At 70.8% G+C, this 15,476-nt stretch carries 19 protein-coding genes; 11 read left to right on the top strand and 8 right to left on the bottom strand.

Annotated features, from left to right (window positions below; all coding sequences use genetic code 11):
• The first annotated feature begins 64 nt into the window (after positions 1-64).
• The 5 genes from ndhC to ACZ3II_RS02845 all read left to right on the top strand — a co-directional run bounded on the left by ndhC (position 65) and on the right by ACZ3II_RS02845 (position 2,509).
• The gene (gene ndhC / locus ACZ3II_RS02865; RefSeq protein WP_465515908.1) at positions 65-442 is read left to right on the top strand and encodes an NADH-quinone oxidoreductase subunit A; all 378 of its coding nucleotides are present in this window, start codon (positions 65-67) and stop codon (positions 440-442) included.
• Positions 443-506: 64 nt separating this feature from the next.
• Positions 507-968 carry a DivIVA domain-containing protein gene (locus tag ACZ3II_RS02860; protein WP_465515907.1) on the top strand — a complete coding sequence of 154 codons (462 nt, stop codon included), beginning with the start codon at positions 507-509 and terminating at the stop codon, positions 966-968.
• Entirely contained in the window at positions 965-1,435 is a 471-nt protein-coding gene (locus ACZ3II_RS02855; RefSeq protein ID WP_465515906.1) for an SRPBCC family protein, read from the top strand. Before ACZ3II_RS02860 ends, ACZ3II_RS02855 begins: the two co-directional genes overlap by 4 nt.
• Positions 1,432-1,998, top strand: coding sequence for a DNA-3-methyladenine glycosylase I (locus ACZ3II_RS02850; RefSeq protein WP_465515905.1), 567 nt, complete (start codon positions 1,432-1,434; stop codon positions 1,996-1,998). The genes ACZ3II_RS02855 and ACZ3II_RS02850 overlap by 4 nt, the downstream gene beginning before the upstream one ends.
• A gap of 4 nt (positions 1,999-2,002) precedes the next feature.
• Complete coding sequence (locus tag ACZ3II_RS02845) at positions 2,003-2,509, top strand: hypothetical protein (protein WP_465515904.1); 507 nt, start codon at positions 2,003-2,005, stop codon at positions 2,507-2,509.
• Positions 2,510-2,513: 4 nt separating this feature from the next.
• On the opposite strand, the gene ACZ3II_RS02840 is transcribed toward ACZ3II_RS02845, so the two are convergent.
• Together ACZ3II_RS02840 and ACZ3II_RS02835 are read right to left on the bottom strand one after the other, a co-directional pair.
• On the bottom strand, positions 2,514-3,302 hold the full coding sequence (locus tag ACZ3II_RS02840; protein WP_465515903.1) for an enoyl-CoA hydratase-related protein: 789 nt from the start codon (positions 3,300-3,302) through the stop codon (positions 2,514-2,516).
• Entirely contained in the window at positions 3,299-4,093 is a 795-nt protein-coding gene (locus ACZ3II_RS02835; protein WP_465515902.1) for a PaaX family transcriptional regulator, read from the bottom strand. The genes ACZ3II_RS02840 and ACZ3II_RS02835 overlap by 4 nt, the downstream gene beginning before the upstream one ends.
• A gap of 273 nt (positions 4,094-4,366) precedes the next feature.
• Between ACZ3II_RS02835 and ACZ3II_RS02830 the strand changes: the two genes are divergently transcribed.
• Positions 4,367-4,534, top strand: a complete 168-nt coding sequence (locus ACZ3II_RS02830) for a DUF3117 domain-containing protein (protein WP_014694782.1) — start codon at positions 4,367-4,369, stop codon at positions 4,532-4,534.
• A gap of 77 nt (positions 4,535-4,611) precedes the next feature.
• Positions 4,612-6,018, top strand: a complete 1,407-nt coding sequence (locus ACZ3II_RS02825; protein ID WP_465515901.1) for a leucyl aminopeptidase family protein — start codon at positions 4,612-4,614, stop codon at positions 6,016-6,018.
• On the opposite strand, the gene ACZ3II_RS02820 is transcribed toward ACZ3II_RS02825, so the two are convergent.
• Positions 5,983-6,684: an O-methyltransferase gene (locus ACZ3II_RS02820; protein WP_465515900.1), complete on the bottom strand. Its 702-nt coding sequence runs from the start codon at positions 6,682-6,684 to the stop codon at positions 5,983-5,985. The two genes, ACZ3II_RS02825 and ACZ3II_RS02820, sit on opposite strands and share 36 nt — an antisense overlap.
• A 160-nt stretch (positions 6,685-6,844) precedes the next feature.
• Between ACZ3II_RS02820 and ACZ3II_RS02815 the strand changes: the two genes are divergently transcribed.
• Together ACZ3II_RS02815 and ACZ3II_RS02810 are read left to right on the top strand one after the other, a co-directional pair.
• Complete coding sequence (locus ACZ3II_RS02815; RefSeq protein ID WP_465515899.1) at positions 6,845-8,104, top strand: S1C family serine protease; 1,260 nt, start codon at positions 6,845-6,847, stop codon at positions 8,102-8,104.
• Between the two features lie 70 nt (positions 8,105-8,174).
• Entirely contained in the window at positions 8,175-8,594 is a 420-nt protein-coding gene (locus ACZ3II_RS02810) for a twin-arginine translocase TatA/TatE family subunit (protein WP_465515898.1), read from the top strand.
• On the opposite strand, the gene ACZ3II_RS02805 is transcribed toward ACZ3II_RS02810, so the two are convergent.
• The 3 genes from ACZ3II_RS02805 to ACZ3II_RS02795 are packed head-to-tail and all read right to left on the bottom strand — an operon-like array spanning position 8,591 to position 11,583.
• Positions 8,591-9,742 carry an Mrp/NBP35 family ATP-binding protein gene (locus ACZ3II_RS02805; RefSeq protein ID WP_465515897.1) on the bottom strand — a complete coding sequence of 384 codons (1,152 nt, stop codon included), beginning with the start codon at positions 9,740-9,742 and terminating at the stop codon, positions 8,591-8,593. The genes ACZ3II_RS02810 and ACZ3II_RS02805 overlap by 4 nt on opposite strands.
• 48 nt (positions 9,743-9,790) lie before the next feature.
• Positions 9,791-10,297, bottom strand: coding sequence for a DUF1003 domain-containing protein (locus ACZ3II_RS02800; protein ID WP_465515896.1), 507 nt, complete (start codon positions 10,295-10,297; stop codon positions 9,791-9,793).
• On the bottom strand, positions 10,294-11,583 hold the full coding sequence (locus ACZ3II_RS02795; RefSeq protein ID WP_465515895.1) for a magnesium transporter MgtE N-terminal domain-containing protein: 1,290 nt from the start codon (positions 11,581-11,583) through the stop codon (positions 10,294-10,296). Before ACZ3II_RS02795 ends, ACZ3II_RS02800 begins: the two co-directional genes overlap by 4 nt.
• A 27-nt stretch (positions 11,584-11,610) precedes the next feature.
• Here ACZ3II_RS02795 and ACZ3II_RS02790 point away from each other — a divergent pair, with 27 nt between their 5' ends.
• Positions 11,611-12,507: a PhzF family phenazine biosynthesis protein gene (locus tag ACZ3II_RS02790; protein WP_465515894.1), complete on the top strand. Its 897-nt coding sequence runs from the start codon at positions 11,611-11,613 to the stop codon at positions 12,505-12,507.
• A gap of 30 nt (positions 12,508-12,537) precedes the next feature.
• On the opposite strand, the gene ACZ3II_RS02785 is transcribed toward ACZ3II_RS02790, so the two are convergent.
• Entirely contained in the window at positions 12,538-13,035 is a 498-nt protein-coding gene (locus ACZ3II_RS02785) for a hypothetical protein (protein ID WP_465515893.1), read from the bottom strand.
• A gap of 687 nt (positions 13,036-13,722) precedes the next feature.
• Positions 13,723-14,421 (bottom strand): HAD family hydrolase, encoded by a 699-nt coding sequence (locus tag ACZ3II_RS02780; RefSeq protein ID WP_465515892.1) that lies wholly within the window; start codon positions 14,419-14,421, stop codon positions 13,723-13,725.
• Between the two features lie 134 nt (positions 14,422-14,555).
• On the opposite strand from ACZ3II_RS02780, the gene ACZ3II_RS02775 reads away from it, so the two are divergent.
• Entirely contained in the window at positions 14,556-15,449 is an 894-nt protein-coding gene (locus ACZ3II_RS02775; protein ID WP_465515891.1) for a DMT family transporter, read from the top strand.
• The last annotated feature ends 27 nt before the right edge of the window (positions 15,450-15,476 follow it).

Raw genomic sequence — 15,476 nt, 5'->3', positions numbered from 1 at the left:
CCGTTGCCCACCGTAGCGATCCGATACCACGGTCGACTAGTGGTCTTCGGTAGGCTGCACGATCGTGGCGGGATATCTGGGCTCCTATGCCGTCCTCGGTCTGGTACTGGCCGCCGGGGTTCTGCTGTTCGTGGCCGCGTTCGGGGCGAACCGGCTGCTCAGGCCGGCCCGCCCGGCGGAGCCGCCGGGCAAGCGGATCTCCTACGAGAGCGGCATCGACCCGGTCGGCGGGGACTGGGCGCAGGCGCAGATCCGGTACTACGTGTACGCGTACCTCTATGTGCTTTTCGCCGTGGAAGCCGTATTTCTCTTCCCCTGGGCGTTGATCTTCGATCGTCCCGGTTTCGGTGGTCTGTCCATCGCCGAGATGGGCATCTTCGTGGCGGTGCTGGCCCTCGGCATCCTCTACGCCTGGCGGAAGAAGATCCTCACCTGGACGTAGGCCGGATCCCGCCGGACGGGTGGCGGGCTCGCCACCGAAAGGCGGACATGTCAACATCGTGCGCATGGGTCAGCTTCTGCTCTTCATTGTCGTGGCACTGATCGTCGCGACGATCGTCTTCGGCGTGACCGTGTTGCTGAGCGGAGGCGACTCCGGCCTGACCCCGGTCGAGCCGGACGGGCGCGCGGTGCCGCTGCCCAGCGACCGGCCGCTCGGCGAGGACGACATCTCCCGGACGAAGTTCGACACCGTCTTCCGGGGGTACCGGATGGCACAGGTGGATCAGGCGCTGCAGCGGGCCGCGTACGACATCGGCTACAAGGGCGAGCTGATCAGCGTCCTGGAGGCCGAGGTGACCGCGCTGCGGGACGGCCGGATGGACGACGCCGACGCGTTGCGCCGCGCCCGGGAGGCGGCCCTCGCCCCGGCCGCGTCCGTGCCGCCGGTGCCCGTGCCGGCCGAGCCCGAGCCGCCGGTCATCCCGATGGCGCCGTCGGAGGAACAGGAGCCGGTGGAGAAACGATGAGCAACGATGCGGAGGCCGGGCCAGGGGAGTTCACCGCCACGGTGATCGTCAACGCGCCCGCGCCCAAGGTCTTCTCGGCGTTCCTGAACTGGGAGGCCCAGTCCGAGTGGATCCCGTTCACCAGGGTGCGGGTGGTGGAGGGCGACGGTGGCGAGGGCAGCCTGGTCGAGGTGGCCACCGCGGTCGGCCCGCCGATGGTTCTCGACGAGCTGCGGGTGATCAAGGTCAACGCGCCGTACGAGGTCCGCGTCATGCACTGCGGCAAGGTGCTGAAGGGACCCGGCGCGATGCGGTGCACGGCGATGTCCGGGGACCGTACCCAGGTGGTCCTGCACGAGTGGTTCCAGCTCCCGGCCGGCCCGGTCGGCAAGCTCGCCTGGCCGGTGCTCTGGCCCGGATCGAAGGCGGCGTTCACCGGCGCCCTGAAGCGGTTCGCCCGCCTGGTCGAGCAGGGCCGCCTGCCGTGACCGACCTGGTGACCGGGCCCGACGGGCGGTCCCGGTGCTTCTGGGGCGGCAGCACGCCCGACTACGCGATCTACCACGACGAGGAGTGGGGCAAGCCGGTCCGCGGCGACGACGCCCTCTTCGAGCGGCTCACCCTGGAGGCCTTCCAGTCCGGCCTGTCGTGGATCACCATCCTGCGCAAGCGGCCGGCCTTCCGGACGGCCTTCGCCGGTTTCGCGATCGCGAAGGTGGCGGCGTTCACCGAGGACGACGCGGCCCGGCTGATGGCCGATCCCGGCATCGTCCGCAACCGGATGAAGATCGACGCCGCCCTGCACAACGCCCGGGTGGCGGCGGAACTGGACCTGACGGATCTGCTCTGGTCGTTCGCGCCCGAGGCGTCGGCACGGCCGAGGACCCGGGCCGACGTCCCGGCGGTCACACCCGCGTCCACGGCCATGGCGAAGGCGCTGAAGAAACGCGGGTTCAAGTTCGTCGGTCCCACCACGGCGTACGCGTTGATGCAGGCCACCGGCATGGTGGACGACCACCTCACGGACTGCTGGGTGCCCGTGGTGAGATGACACCATGGCTCAGTTCGTGGTGATCATTCCGGAAGCGCAGTGGGCGACCGAGCGGTTGTTCCAGCACGACGCGGTGACGGTGCCGGCCTCTGTCGATGCCGTTGTCGGCGACGAGGTGCTGCTGGTCGCCGAGGGTCAGGTCGTGGCTCTCGCCCGGGTGGAGAAGTCCGGCGGCGGCGAGCTGTCCCTGTGGTACCTGCGCCGGGCCTTCGACGAGCCGATTCCGGCCGACCTCGCTTCAGGCCCGCTGGAGGAGGCGGCGTTCCGGCGGTTCGCCGAGCGGCTCGGCGGCCCGGCCGACAAGCAGGCCTGGCTGGTCAGCGTGGCGATGCCGATCGAGGCGGTGAACCCCGCCGAGGCGGTCCGGCAGTTCTGGTCGCACGTGCTGGAGCTGGGCCCGGCGGAACTGCCGACGTACGTCTGGCCGTCCGGTGACGAGCTGGCCATGCAGGCCTTCGTCCTCGGGGCCGAGGCGAACCAGGACCCCGAGGAAGAGGACGAGGACGAGTGACTCGTCAGCGGCCCTGGTAATCCGGCTTCTGCTTGTTCAGGAAGGCGCTGACCGCGGCCTGGTGGTCCGCGGTCGCGCCGCAGATCGCCTGGGCCTGGGCCTCCGCCGCCAGCGCGTCCGACAGGGTGCCGGCGGTGGCGATGGACAACTCCCGCTTGATCGCGCCGTAGGCGACGGTCGGCCCGGCCGCCAGCCGCGCGGCCAGCTCCTGGGCGGCCGGCAGTACCTTCGCGTCATCGTCCAGCAGCTCGGTCAGCATCCCGATCCGGGCCGCCTCGTCCGCCTTCACCGGCTTGGCGAGCAGCAGCAGCTCGACCGCCTTGGCGTGGCCCACGATCCGCGGCAGCGACCAGGAGATGCCGCTGTCCCCGGCCAGGCCCACGTTCGCGAAGGCCATCAGGAACTTCGTCGCCGGGCCGCCGATGCGGAAGTCGGCGAGCAGCGCCAGCGAGGCGCCGGCCCCGGCCGCCATCCCGTGCACGGCAGCGATCACCGGCTTCGGCATGTTCGCCAGCCGCTGCGCGATCGGGTTGTAGTGCACCTGAACCGTGTTCAGATCGGTGCTGCCGGCTTGCAGCAGCGCCGCGTGCTCCCGGAGGTCCTGCCCGCCGCAGAAGGCGCCGCCCGCGCCGGTCAGCACGATCGCCCGGCACGACCGGTCGCTCTCCAGCGCGGCGAGGGTGTCCCGCAGCGCCTCCTTGAGGTCGACGGTGAAGGAGTTCATCGCCTCGGGGCGGTTCAGGGTCAGGGTGACGACGGCGTCAGTGCGGTCGACGAGGAGCGAGTCGGTCATGAGTCTGAGAATCCCACACGTCCTCCACGGGTGGCCGCTTGCAGGCAACGTTCCACGTGCCGGTCGGCGGCCGGGCGCAGCCGGGTGGCGTGCTTGTCGAAGAACAGGGCGGCCTTGACGCCCGGCCAGCCCGGCGGCAGCAGCGCGGCGGGCAGTTGCGGATCCTGGAACAGGAACGAGCGCCAGGCGTGCACCAGGCGGAAACGGGCGGCGTACGCCTCCTCATCGGTGCTACGTGGAGTCACCGCTTTCATGACCGGGCGTAACGACTCGACGAACTCCTCGTACGACTGTCCGATCCGGCCGAGGTCCCAGGCGCGGCCGACGATGTCCGACCCGGCGGTGTGGCTGGCGCTGAACCGTTCGTACCCGGTCCCGGTCAGCGCCGCCGCGACCTCTTCGGAGGCCCGGGGCGCCACCCACACCTGCTCGCTCAGCGGGCCGTAGCCCAGATAGGTGAGCCGGTCCGCGTCCTGCCGCGCGGCCGGCTCGTGCAGCAGGATCATGTCGTAGCGGCCGTCCCAGCCGCCACGACCGGTCCGGTACACCCGGGTGGCGGCCTCGTCGAGCCGGCGTGCGGCCTTCGGAGTGAGCAGATAGCCCGGTCCGGCGGCCAGACGTAACGGGTGGAGCCATCCCTGTCGCACCATTCGCGACACTGCGGTACGGACCGCGGGCGCCGCGATGTCGAGGGGCGCGAGCAGCCGGACGAGGGCGGAGACCGGGGCTCGTGAGCCACGAGCGCGCAGGTAGTCGCCGTACAGGTCGAAGAGTGCGGACCGCGCCTGCATGACCGCACATTGTGACAGGCCAAAAGACGATATGCTAGACGCTGTCACATCCGCCCGGGCTGGGTTTGGGTTCGCCGGTGTTCATCAGGGAAAATGTTTGATCGGCACGGTGGGCCGCAACGCGTGAACACGTGAAACGGCCTGTACGGCCGCCGGTCGGAAACGAGCACCGCGTCATGTGGGGCTGAGCACGTGACGTGGCTGCTGGCATTCCAGGAGCAAGTGGCTGTGGGGCAACCCACCGACCCTGACGTAGGTCTGAGGGGAGACAAGATGGCGGCGATGAAGCCGCGGACGGGCGATGGTCCGCTGGAGGTCACCAAGGAGGGTCGTGGCATCGTCATGCGCGTCCCGCTGGAGGGTGGTGGCCGTCTCGTCGTGGAGATGACCCCGGACGAGGCCAGCGCGCTGGGTGACGCGTTGAAGTCGATCGCCGGCTGACGTTTCACGCGAGCCCGCCGGTACGGTACCGCCCGTACCGGCGGGCTTTCCACGTCTTACGGAAAGGTCATCCTCCCGTGTTCGCAATCCGATTCACGGACGCTCCCGACGACACGGTCACCCGGGTCGTCCCCATCGGCCCGGACCTGGACGCCGAGTCGTCCGCACTGGTCGCCGCCACCGAGAAAGCCGACGAGCCGGGCCGGATCACGGTCTTCCCGCGACCGCTGCGGGCGCCGTCCACGGTGCTGCTGGCCGGGGTCGGCGCGGGCGACGAGGCGTCCTGGCGGGCGGCCGGGGCCGCCGTGGTCCGAGCCGCTTCCGGCGACGAGGTTCTCGAGATCCACCTGCCCTCCGGAGCTTCGCCTGCCGCGGTGCGCGGCCTGGCCGAGGGTCTGTGGCTGGGCGGTTATCGGTATCGCGACGGAGTCAAGCCGCCCCGTACCGCTGATGTACTCCTTTGTTCTGATAAATCGGACACTGTGCAGGCTCTCGCGCAGGCGGCGACCGTCGCCCGCGCCGTGTGGCTGGCCCGCGACCTCACCAACACCCCGGCTTCGGTGAAGAATCCGGAGTGGCTCGCCGAGCAGGTCGTCATCGAGGCCGCGAGCCGCGACGGCCTCACCGTGCGGGTGCTCGCCGGCGACGGACTGAAGCGCTTCGGCGGTCTGCGGGCCGTCGGCGGCGGCTCGGTGTCCCCGCCCCGCTTCGTCGAGCTGTCCTGGCAGCCGCCCGGCGCGACCACCCACGTGGTCCTGGTCGGCAAGGGCATCACCTTCGACACCGGCGGCATCTCGATCAAGCCGCGCGACGGCATGAAGCTGATGAAGAAGGACATGGGCGGTGCGGCGGCGGTCATCGCCGCGACGCTGGGCGCCGCCGATCTGAACCTTCCGGTACGGGTCACCGCACTCACCCCGCTGGCCGAGAACGCGATCGGCGCCGCCGCCTTCCGCCCCGGCGACGTGATCACCCACTACGACGGGTCGACCAGCGAGAACACCAACTCCGACGCCGAGGGCCGGCTGGTGCTGGCCGACGCGCTGGCCTACTCCGCCGAGCACCTGCGCCCCGATCTGACGATCACGGTGGCGACCCTGACCGGGGCGAACGCGGTCGCGCTGGGCAAACGCACCGCCGCCCTGCTCAGCCCGGACGACGAGCTGGCCGCGGCGCTCACCGCGGCCGGGGCGGCAGCCGGCGAGCAGATCTGGCGGCTGCCGCTGGCCACCGACTACACCGAGCACCTGCGCAGCGACATCGCCGACCGGATCAACGCCACGCCCGGCCCGGGAGTGGTGATGGCCGCGCTGTTCCTGCGCGACTTCTTCGGCGACACCCGCTGGGCGCACTTCGACATGTCGGCGCCGAGCTGGGCCGAGGCCGACGACCGGGAACTGACCAAGGGCGCCACCGGCTGGGGCGCCCGCACTCTCCTGCGATACCTGTCAGCGCTTGACGGCGGCGAGCAGCCCGGCGCCTGACGGGATGATCGCGGGGATCCAGTCCTCCGACTCGCGGATCGCCTTCACCGTCTCCCGGATGGTGAGGGTGTCCACGTCCCGGGCGGACGGGTCGTTGATCCGGCCGTTCGCGTGGGCGCCGTTGACGATCAGGATCCCGCCCTGACGCAGCATCCGCAGGGCGGCCGCGGTGCAGGCCTCGAACTCGGTGGTGTCGGCGTCGACGAAGATCAGGTCGTAGGCGCCGTCGGCGAGCCGGGGCAGCACGTCGAGGGAGCGGCCACTGATGATCCGGGTACGCGAGGAGGCGTACCCGGCTTCGAGAAAGATCCGGCGGGCGATCCGCTGGTGCTCGTGCTCGACGTCGATGGTGGTGAGGACCCCGTCCGGGCGCATCCCGCGGAGCAGCCAGATGCCGCTCACGCCGGTGCCGGTGCCGATCTCCACCACCGCTTTGGCACTGCCCGCGGCGGCCAGCAGGCTCAGCACCGAACCGGCGCCGGGGGAGACGCAGGGCAGGCCGAGCTCGTGCGCGAGGGCACGCGCGGTCTGCAGGACCGGGTCCTCGGTGGCGTAGGTCTCGGCGAACGGGGTGGACTGTGCCGCCGGCTGACCGAATGAACGAGCGGGACCGATGATGACGACCTCCGTACAGCGCTGGTGATGCCACGACGGAACCGCGCACATCGGATAAGAGAGTAGAGCGATGGTGTCCGGTGATGCACCGTGCCGTCGATGGGATAAACGGCCCACTCGGCGCCAGTGCGGACCCGTGGCAAGGTGTGTACCGGTGGATCCGTGTCATTCTGGAGGCGCGGAGCCGGTCGAGCGGAGTGGAGGCACCGACGTGACCGACGGCTGGAACTGGCGCCGGCCACCGGTGTCCCCTGCCCAGGGCGACCCCCAGCGGCAGCCCCCGCACTGGTGGGAAGGCGGCGAATCCGACCCTTGGCGTGACCCTTACGCTCCGTCATCAGTGGTTCTGCAGCCGCCACCGGCGCCGTCCGTGGGAACCCCGCTGGACATGCCGCCCAATCCCGACGCGCCGCGCCGCGGCTTCGGCATGATCATGACGATCTGCCTGGTCACGGCCCTGCTCGCGGGTGGTGTCGGTGGCACTCTCGGCTTCGTCTTCGCGGTTCGCGGCGGCTACGTCGACGCCGGCCGCACCCAGCTCGGCGCCTCCGGCTCGCAGGTCCCGGAGAGCACCCAGCGTGACCCCGAGTCGCTGGCCGGGGTGGCCGAGCGGGTCATGCCGAGCGTCGTCACGGTCCGGGTGGCCGGGGCGATCGGCTCCGGTTTCGTGGTCTCCGCGGACGGTTACGTGATCACCAACGACCACGTGGTGGAGAGCGCCGACGAGACCCTCTCGGTCTCCTTCCACGACGGCTCCACGGCCACCGCGAAACTCGTCGGGCGTGATCCCGAGTCCGACGTCGCCGTGATCAAAGTCGCAAAGAGCGGCCTGACCCCGGTCGCCCTCGGCAACTCCGACGAGATCGCGGTCGGCGACCCGGTGCTCGCCTTCGGCTCCCCGCTGGCCCTCGTCAACACCGTCACCCAGGGCATCGTGAGCGCGCTGGACCGCACCATCCAGGCCGGCGAGCAGGGCGGCACGACCCGCTACTACGCGGCCATCCAGACCGACGCCGCGGTCAACCAGGGCAACTCCGGCGGCCCTCTGGTCAATGGGGCCGGTCAGGTCATCGGGGTCAACTCGGTGATCCGCTCGGTCGGCGGCAGCGACACCGAGGCCGGCAACATCGGCCTTGCCTTCGCCATCCCGATCAACCAGGCGAAACGGGTCGCACAGGACATCATCGACACCGGTAGGGCTCGGCGAACAGTGATCGGCGCCGAGGTGAGGACCGGGGAGACCGCGGGTGGCGCACGGCTGCGCTCGGTGCAGCCGGGTGGCCCGGCCGCCGTCGCCGGCCTGCGCGCCGGCGACGTCATCACCAAGCTCGGCGGGCACCCTCTGGAAGAGGGCACCGACCTGATCGCGCTGGTCCGCAAGTACGCGCCGGGCTCCGTGGTCGCCGTGGAATACAAGCGTGGCAGCGCGACCGCATCCGTCTCGGTGACCCTGGCCGCGGACGCGAAGTGACCGTCCGGCCGGGCTGCGTGCGCACAGCAAGCGTGCGTAGTCTTGGCCCGGGAACCCTGGGAGGCCGGACGTGTTCGAGAATCTGAACTGGTGGGAGATCGGCGCACTGCTCATGCTCGCGCTCCTGATCTTCGGCGAGCGCCTGCCCAAGGTGATCGGTGACGGGCTGAAAATGGTCCGCGGCCTGCGCAACATGGCCCAGGGCGCGACCGCCGACCTGAGCCGTGAGCTGGGCACCGACATCCAGCTGGAAGACCTGCACCCGAAGGCGTTCATCCGCAAGCACCTCCTCAGCGAGGAGGACGAGAACGCGATCCGGAAGCCCCTGCAGACCCTCTTCGACGACGTGAAGCAGGACCTCAACGGGGTCAAGACCGAACTCGACGACGTGGCCTCCGCCGTCGACATCCGCAAAAGCAGCGCGCCGGCCGGGAAAGCCCCCGCAGAGGCTCCCCGACCGGCGCAGCGTTACGACCTGGACGCGACCTAGGGCTTACGCGCGTTGACCATGAGGCCCAGCGGCTTGCCGACCAGGGACTCCCGGCGGACGGCGAGCTTGTCGGCGACACCGTCGAGCGCCTTCGCGGCCGGGGCCTCCGGGTCGGCCAGCACGATCGGGTTGCCGCCGTCACCGGCCTCCCGCACCCGGGTGTCGAGCGGGATCTGACCCAGCAGCGGGACCCGGGCGCCGATCGTCTTCGACAGCGAGTCGGCCACGGTCTCACCGCCGCCGGCCCCGAAGACCTCCATCCGGGAACCGTCCGGCAGCTCCAGCCACGACATGTTCTCCACCACGCCGACCAGACGCTGGTGGGTCTGCAGCGCGATCGCGCCGGCCCGCTCGGCCACCTCGGCGGCGGCCATCTGCGGGGTGGTGACGACCAGGATCTCCGCGTTCGGCAGCAGCTGGGCCAGCGAGATGGCCACGTCACCGGTGCCCGGCGGCAGGTCCAGCAGCAGCACGTCCAGGTCGCCCCAGTAGACGTCGGCGAGGAACTGCTGCAGCGCGCGGTGCAGCATCGGGCCACGCCACACCACAGCGGCGTTCCCGGCGGTGAACATGCCGATCGAGATCACCTTCACGCCGTGCGACTGCGGCGGCATGATCATTTCCTCGACGCGGGTCGGTTTGCCCTCCACGCCGAGCATCCGCGGCACCGAGTGGCCGTAGATGTCCGCGTCGATCACACCGACCGACAGGCCCCGCTTCGCGAGCGCCGCGGCGAGGTTCACGGTGACGCTCGACTTCCCGACGCCGCCCTTGCCGGACGCCACCGCGTACACCCTGGTCCGGGAACCGGGCTGGGCGAACGGGATGACCGGCTCCGCGGACTCCCCGCCGCCGCGCAGGGTGGTCTGCAGCGCCTTGCGCTGCTCCTCGTTCATCACCCCGAAGTTGATCTCGACCCGGTCGATGCCGGGGATCTTCGTGACGGCGGCGGTGATGTCGGCGTTCAGCTTGTCCCGCAGCGGGCAGCCGGCGACGGTGAGCAGCAGATCGACCTTGACCAGGCCGTCGCTGACGGTGAAGCCCGAGACCATGCCGAGGTCGGTGATCGGGCGGCGGATCTCGGGGTCGTCCACGGTCGCCAGAGCGGCCTGGATCGCATCCTCGAGCGTGTTGGCGGGAGCGGACATGGAGCCCATGCTACGTCGAGGTCACAGCCGTTCTACGTTAGGTGAGACTCACTCCATTCGCGCCCGTTTCTCCCGCCTCAGCGCCGCCTCGTCCAGCTCGTCGGCCAGCCGGGTCAGCTCCGAACGCAGGAAGTCCCGGGTCGCCACGTCGTTCAGCGCGATCCGCAGCGAAGCGATCTCCCGGGCCAGGAACTCGGTGTCCGCCTTCTGCATCGCCGCGCGGCGGCGGTCCTCGTCCATGGCCAACCGGTCCCGGTCCGCCTGACGGTTCTGCGCCAGCAGGATCAGAGGTGCGGCGTACGAGGCCTGCAGCGACAGCATCAACGTGAGGAACTGATACGGGTACGGGTCGAACCGCAGGTCCTTCGGCGCCAGGGCGTTCCACGCGAACCAGGCGGCGATCAGCACCGTCATGTAGACGATGAACTTCGCCGTGCCCATGTATCGCGCGATGCCCTCCGACCAGCGGCCGAACGCCTCCGGATCGAACTTCGGCAGTTGCACCCGCCCGGGATCGCGCGGTTGGTCCAGCCGGTCCCGGCGGTTCTCGCTCACGGGCTCACCTGTTCTTCCGGGGCGTCTTCTCCTGAGGCGTCGCGGTCACGCCAGTCGCGGGGCAGCGAATGGTCCAGCACGTCGTCCACGGTCACCGCGCCGAGCAGCCGGCTCGTCGAGTCGACGACAGGCATCGCGACCAGGTCGTACGTCGCCATCCGCCGGGTGATCTCCAGCAGCCCGGTGTCCGTGCGCAACGGCTCGATCCCGCTGTCCACCAGCATGCCCACCAGCGAGGCCGGCGGCTCCCGCAGCAGCCGCTGGAAGTGCACCATGCCCAGGTACCGCCCGGTCGGCGTGGCCATCGGCGCGCGGGCGACGAAGACCTGCGCGGCGACCACCGACGACAGCTCCGGGTTCCGGATCCGGGCCAGCGCGTCGGCGACCGTGGCATCCGGCGTGAGGATCACCGGCTCCGACGTCATCACACTGCCCGCGGTGCCCGGCCGGTAGTTCATCAGCTGCCGGACCGGCGCCGCCTCCTCCGGCTCCATCAGGTCGAGCAGCACCGCCTGCTCGGTCTTCGGCAGTTCGGCGAGCAGGTCGGCGGCGTCGTCCGGATCCATCCGCTCCAGCACGTCGGCGGCCCGCTCCCGGTCCAGCGCCACCAGGATGTCCACCTGGTCGTGCTCGGGCAGCTCCTCCAGCACGTCGGCCAGCCGCCGGTCGGCCATCGCGGCGGCCACCTCGTTCCGGCGGCCGTCCGGCATGTCCTGCAGCGCGTTCGCCACGTCGGCCGGGCGCATCTGATCGAGCAGCGCGATCAGATTCGCGGTGCCCTGCGCGTCAGCCGGGCCGACCAGGCCGCGGACCCGGTCGTACTCCGCCTGATAGACGTGCCCGCGCCGGGTCAGCCGCCCGGTGTGCTCGCGCACCGCCACCCGCGTGATGATCCACTCGGTGTTCCGGTTCAGCTCCATGCCGATGTCCAGCACGGTCCCGACATGGCCCGCCCCGCCGCCCTGCTCCGGCGCCACCGTCACCCGGCGGTCCAGCAGATCCTCCAGCACCAGCAGCTCGTTCGGCCGCTTCTCGAACCGGCGCAGATTCAGAGTGCCCGTGCTGAGCACGACCGCCTCCGCATCCATGCTGGTCACCCGCCCGATCGGCAGGAAGATCCGGCGGCGCAGGGCCATCTCGGCGACGAGCCCGACGACCTGCGGCGGCCGGTTCGTGGTGCGCAGACGGACGACAGCGTCCCGGACCCGCCCGACACGCTCACCGTTCGGGTCGAACACCGGAAGACCGGCGAGGCGAGCCAGATAAACCCTCGTCCCCATGGTCACGCCCCCAGACTAGGTTAGGGTCCGGACATGTCCACCGTGGCGTACGAAACCGTTGACGTGTTCACGGATCGTCCGTTCGCCGGTAATCAGCTCGCCGTCGTGTTCGGCGGCGAGAACCTGGCGACCGGGCACATGCAGGCCCTGACCCGCGAGTTCAACTACTCCGAGACCGTTTTCCTGCTGCCACCCACGGTGCCGGAGGCGACGTACCGGCTGCGGATCTTCACACCCGAGTCGGAGATCCCGTTCGCCGGGCACCCCAGCGTCGGGGCCGCGGTCACCGGAATGCGCCACGGCCTCTTCCCGCCCGGCGAGGTCGTCCAGGAATGCGGCGCGGGCCTGCTGCCGCTCACCGTCACCGCGTCGGGTGCGGCGACCCTCACCGGCGCCGCGCCCCGGCTCGGCGATCCCCTCGACCCGGCGTCGCTGCTGGCCGCCGCGGGCCTGACGGCCGCGGACTATGCGGGGGACGAGGTCGCCGTACCCCGGATGGCAAGCTGTGGTCTTGATTGGGTCTTTCTTCCGGTACGCCGGGAAGCACTCCCGAAAGTCCGCATCGACCCACGCCTCCCGGAGACCCACGGCTTCTGCGACATCGCCGTCATCTCCTGGTCCCCGGAGCCCGGCAACGGTTTCGCGGGGGAGGCGCACGCCCGGGTCTTCGTCGCCGGCGGCGCGGTCCCCGAGGATCCGGCGACCGGATCGGCGGCGCTGGCGCTGGGCGTGTGGCTGGTCGCCGGAGGCTGGCTGCCGGCCGACGGGACCTCCGCCTACCGCATCCACCAGGGCATCGAGATGAAACGGCCGTCCCGCCTCGACTGCACGGTCGACGCCGTCGCCGGAACCGCCACGTCGGCCACCGTCACGGGTCACGTGCAGCCGGTCGCCTCGGGCCGGATCGTGATCCCGCCGTTCATCGGTTGAGCGGGCCCGCCGGCCCGGCTTGCGGACCCGCTACTTCGGCTTGCGGACCCTGTGCAGCCGGAACGGCCGGCGGGTCTCGACACGAGCCGGCGTCTCCCGGGGCGCTGCCGCCTGCGACTCGGCCGGCAGACCGGACGCCCCGACGACCGTGTCGACCGCGGGCGTGAGCCGGACCAGGGCGCACCCGTCAGCCACCCACCGGGCCACCACCTCGTCAGCGGAACCGCTGGCGTTGAGCCGTTTGCCGGCGAGCTGCGGAGCGATCTCGGTCCACTCGTCGGTGCCGGGGGTCAGCCGCGCAACGGTGGCCTCGGTCTGCACGATCAGGCCACCATGATCGCCACGCAGCCGGACGGTCGCCGTCCCGGCCTCGGCGAGCCCGGGCGCGAACTGTTCTCCCGGTCCGCTGACCACCACGAGTGAGGCCTCGGCCGGCATGCACCAGAGGGCGTAGGCGGGCCCGTCCCCGACGGAGATCCAGGCGATGGCCGCTTTCTTGATCGCCTCTTCCAGCACTCCAGAGCTCACCGGGCCATCCTCCCACGCCTGGAGCCGCCTGCTGGACCGGCTGCGCCCGCGGTTCCCGATACTCCGGCTACGACATCCCGCCATTCGATCCTGTGGACCGGACGCGGTAGCGCATCGCACAAGATCACAAGGCGCTCCAACGATGTGGACTCAGCTCCGCGATGGAGCCTTTCTCTCGGTTACTCAGGTCCGTATCCGCCAGGCCTCGGGCGGGTGAGTCCGTTCGCCCCATTGGTCATCAAGATCGACCCGCGGCCGGCGTTCTTGTGCGATGCGGCCCGGCACCTCCTCCCCAAAATCGACAAAGCCCGCGATCTTGGGGAGGAGGTGCCGGATTTCCGCAGCTCAACGCACAAGAAGGGGCGGGGATTCGATCTTGTGCACTTGGCTCCGGCGTCGAGTCCACAAGATCGGGAACCAGCCCGGGGACCCCCGGCCGTAGTCGTGACGGCATCGTCCGGGCCGAGGCTTGACCACTCGCCGTTCAGCACCCCAGGAGAAGACTCGATTCCGGGTGCCGCCAGCCCAAGATTGCCAGCCTTGCCGATCTTGGGCGGGCGGCGCCGGTATGAGCGGCACAAGATCCCGCGCAGGGGTGACAACGCGGCCATCAGGGCGGACTCTGCGAACGAGGAGACGAACGCGCGCGTGACGAATGGGGACGGCTCCGTGCGTACGCCAAAAGCATCAGGCCAGCGCCGGGACCGGATCCAGGAAACCGAGGACCTCGGTGAGGGAGCGGACCGTACGCCCCGCGAAGTTGGTGTCGGCGTCGAAGACCAGGTGGTTGGCGAGGTCGGGGGCCGCCAGCCGGATCGGGGTCATGCCGACCGCCGCGGCGCCGGTGAGTTCGTGGCTGCCGCCGTCGCCGACGTACAGGCAGTCCTCCGGGGCGACGCCGAGCCGTCGGCAGGCGGCCAGGTAGATCTCCGGGTCCGGTTTGCAGACACCCAGCTCGACCGAGTAGATCTGAGCGTCCAGCAGCGGCGCCACGGGGAGACCGGGCAGGAAGGCGGGAAGCTCGTGGGTGCAGTCGCTGACGACGGCGGTGCGGACGCCGCGGCTGCGGATGGCGGTGAGCGCGCTGATCGCTTCCGGTCGCAGTTGGGTGTCGGCGCGGAGCGCGTCGACGCGGGCCGGCATGGCGGCGCGGATGGCGCCGGGGCGGGGGTGGCCGCCGGCCTGCTCGATCACCCAGCGGAGCGTGGCTTCGGCGGACCCGTACCGGCCGCAGGCGCGGGCCCGGAAGGTGCGGTTGAGGACGCCGACGACGGCCTCCGGGTCAGCGCCGAGCGACCGTGCGATGTCCGCGTGTTGCGGACCTCGCTGGACAGAACGGGTCAAAGTGCCGAAGAAATCGAACACGACCGCACGGTACGCGGGCATGCTAATCGGCCTCCAGGGCATCGAGGGGTGAAAACGGGCGATGAGCCGTCGGTGACTGTACTGACTCCGTCACTGTCCGCCAATAGACAGTTGCAAACTGTGGCGTACGACTGTGCGAGAACCGACGGCCGGGGATGAATATGCGCTCACCGGCCCCTACCGTCGCGGCGCTGACCGTCGCGGTCCTGGCGGTCAGCTCGTCGGCCCCGTTGATCGCGTTCGCTGCCGCACCCGCTCTGGCCATCGCGTTCTGGCGCAACGGGCTCGCCACCGTCGCGCTGACCCCGATCGCGCTCGGGCCGCGCCGGGCCGAGGTGCGCCGGGCGGTACGCGGCCGGGCCGGGATGTTCGGTCTGCTGGCCGGCCTGGCGCTGGCCGCACACTTCGCCACCTGGATGCCGAGCGTGCAACTCGGCTCGGTGGCGACCGCGACCGCGCTGGTGGCGACCCAGCCGGTGTGGCAGGGCCTGATCGCGGCCGCGCAGGGCCGCCGCCCCAACACCGCCGGCTGGCTCGGCATCGGCCTGGCGGTCGCGGGCGCCGCCTGGGCCACCGGCGTCGATCTCGGGGTGTCCGCGCAGGCCGTGTTCGCCGACGTGCTGGCGCTGCTCGGCGCGATCGCGGCGGCCGTGTACACCGCGCTCGGCGAACGGGCCCGGACCGAGCTGAGCACCACCACCTACACCTGGATCTGCTACGGCGCCTGCGCGGTCGTGCTGCTCGGGGTCTGCCTGGCCGGCGGGGTGCGACTGAGCGGCTACGACAGCCGCACCTGGGCCGCGATCCTGGCCATCGTCGCCGGCGCGCAGCTGCTCGGGCACTCCATGTTCAACTACGCGCTGCAGCACGTCTCCGCGACCACGGTCAGCGTGCTGATCCTGCTGGAGGTGCCGGGCGCGGCGCTGATCGCCTGGTGGTGGCTGGACCAGGCGCCACGGGCGAACTCACTGCCCGGCCTGGTGCTGCTGCTGGCCGGTGTCGCGGTGGTGATCCTGCAACGGGCCTCTTTCCAGGTGATTCGCCGCTGATCGCGGCACGGCGGTCCCCACACCCGC

The sequence above is a fragment of the Actinoplanes sp. NPDC019969 genome (assembly GCF_055562375.1).
Note: the sequence above shows the minus strand (reverse complement) of the source record. Positions and strands in the feature narration are given on the sequence as shown.

Bases quoted from the DNA above. Each gene is read 5' to 3' on its own strand.
- ACZ3II_RS02860 (WP_465515907.1), top strand. From the start codon at position 507: ATGGGTCAGCTTCTGCTCTTCATTGTCGTGGCACTGATCGTCGCGACG.
- ACZ3II_RS02855 (WP_465515906.1), top strand. From the start codon at position 965: ATGAGCAACGATGCGGAGGCCGGGCCAGGGGAGTTCACCGCCACGGTG.
- ACZ3II_RS02845 (WP_465515904.1), top strand. From the start codon at position 2,003: ATGGCTCAGTTCGTGGTGATCATTCCGGAAGCGCAGTGGGCGACCGAG.
- ACZ3II_RS02840 (WP_465515903.1), bottom strand. From the start codon at position 3,302: ATGACCGACTCGCTCCTCGTCGACCGCACTGACGCCGTCGTCACCCTG.
- ACZ3II_RS02835 (WP_465515902.1), bottom strand. From the start codon at position 4,093: ATGCAGGCGCGGTCCGCACTCTTCGACCTGTACGGCGACTACCTGCGC.
- ACZ3II_RS02830 (WP_014694782.1), top strand. From the start codon at position 4,367: ATGGCGGCGATGAAGCCGCGGACGGGCGATGGTCCGCTGGAGGTCACC.
- ACZ3II_RS02820 (WP_465515900.1), bottom strand. From the start codon at position 6,684: ATGTGCGCGGTTCCGTCGTGGCATCACCAGCGCTGTACGGAGGTCGTC.
- ACZ3II_RS02805 (WP_465515897.1), bottom strand. From the start codon at position 9,742: ATGTCCGCTCCCGCCAACACGCTCGAGGATGCGATCCAGGCCGCTCTG.
- ACZ3II_RS02790 (WP_465515894.1), top strand. From the start codon at position 11,611: ATGTCCACCGTGGCGTACGAAACCGTTGACGTGTTCACGGATCGTCCG.
- ACZ3II_RS02780 (WP_465515892.1), bottom strand. From the start codon at position 14,421: ATGCCCGCGTACCGTGCGGTCGTGTTCGATTTCTTCGGCACTTTGACC.
- ACZ3II_RS02775 (WP_465515891.1), top strand. From the start codon at position 14,556: ATGAATATGCGCTCACCGGCCCCTACCGTCGCGGCGCTGACCGTCGCG.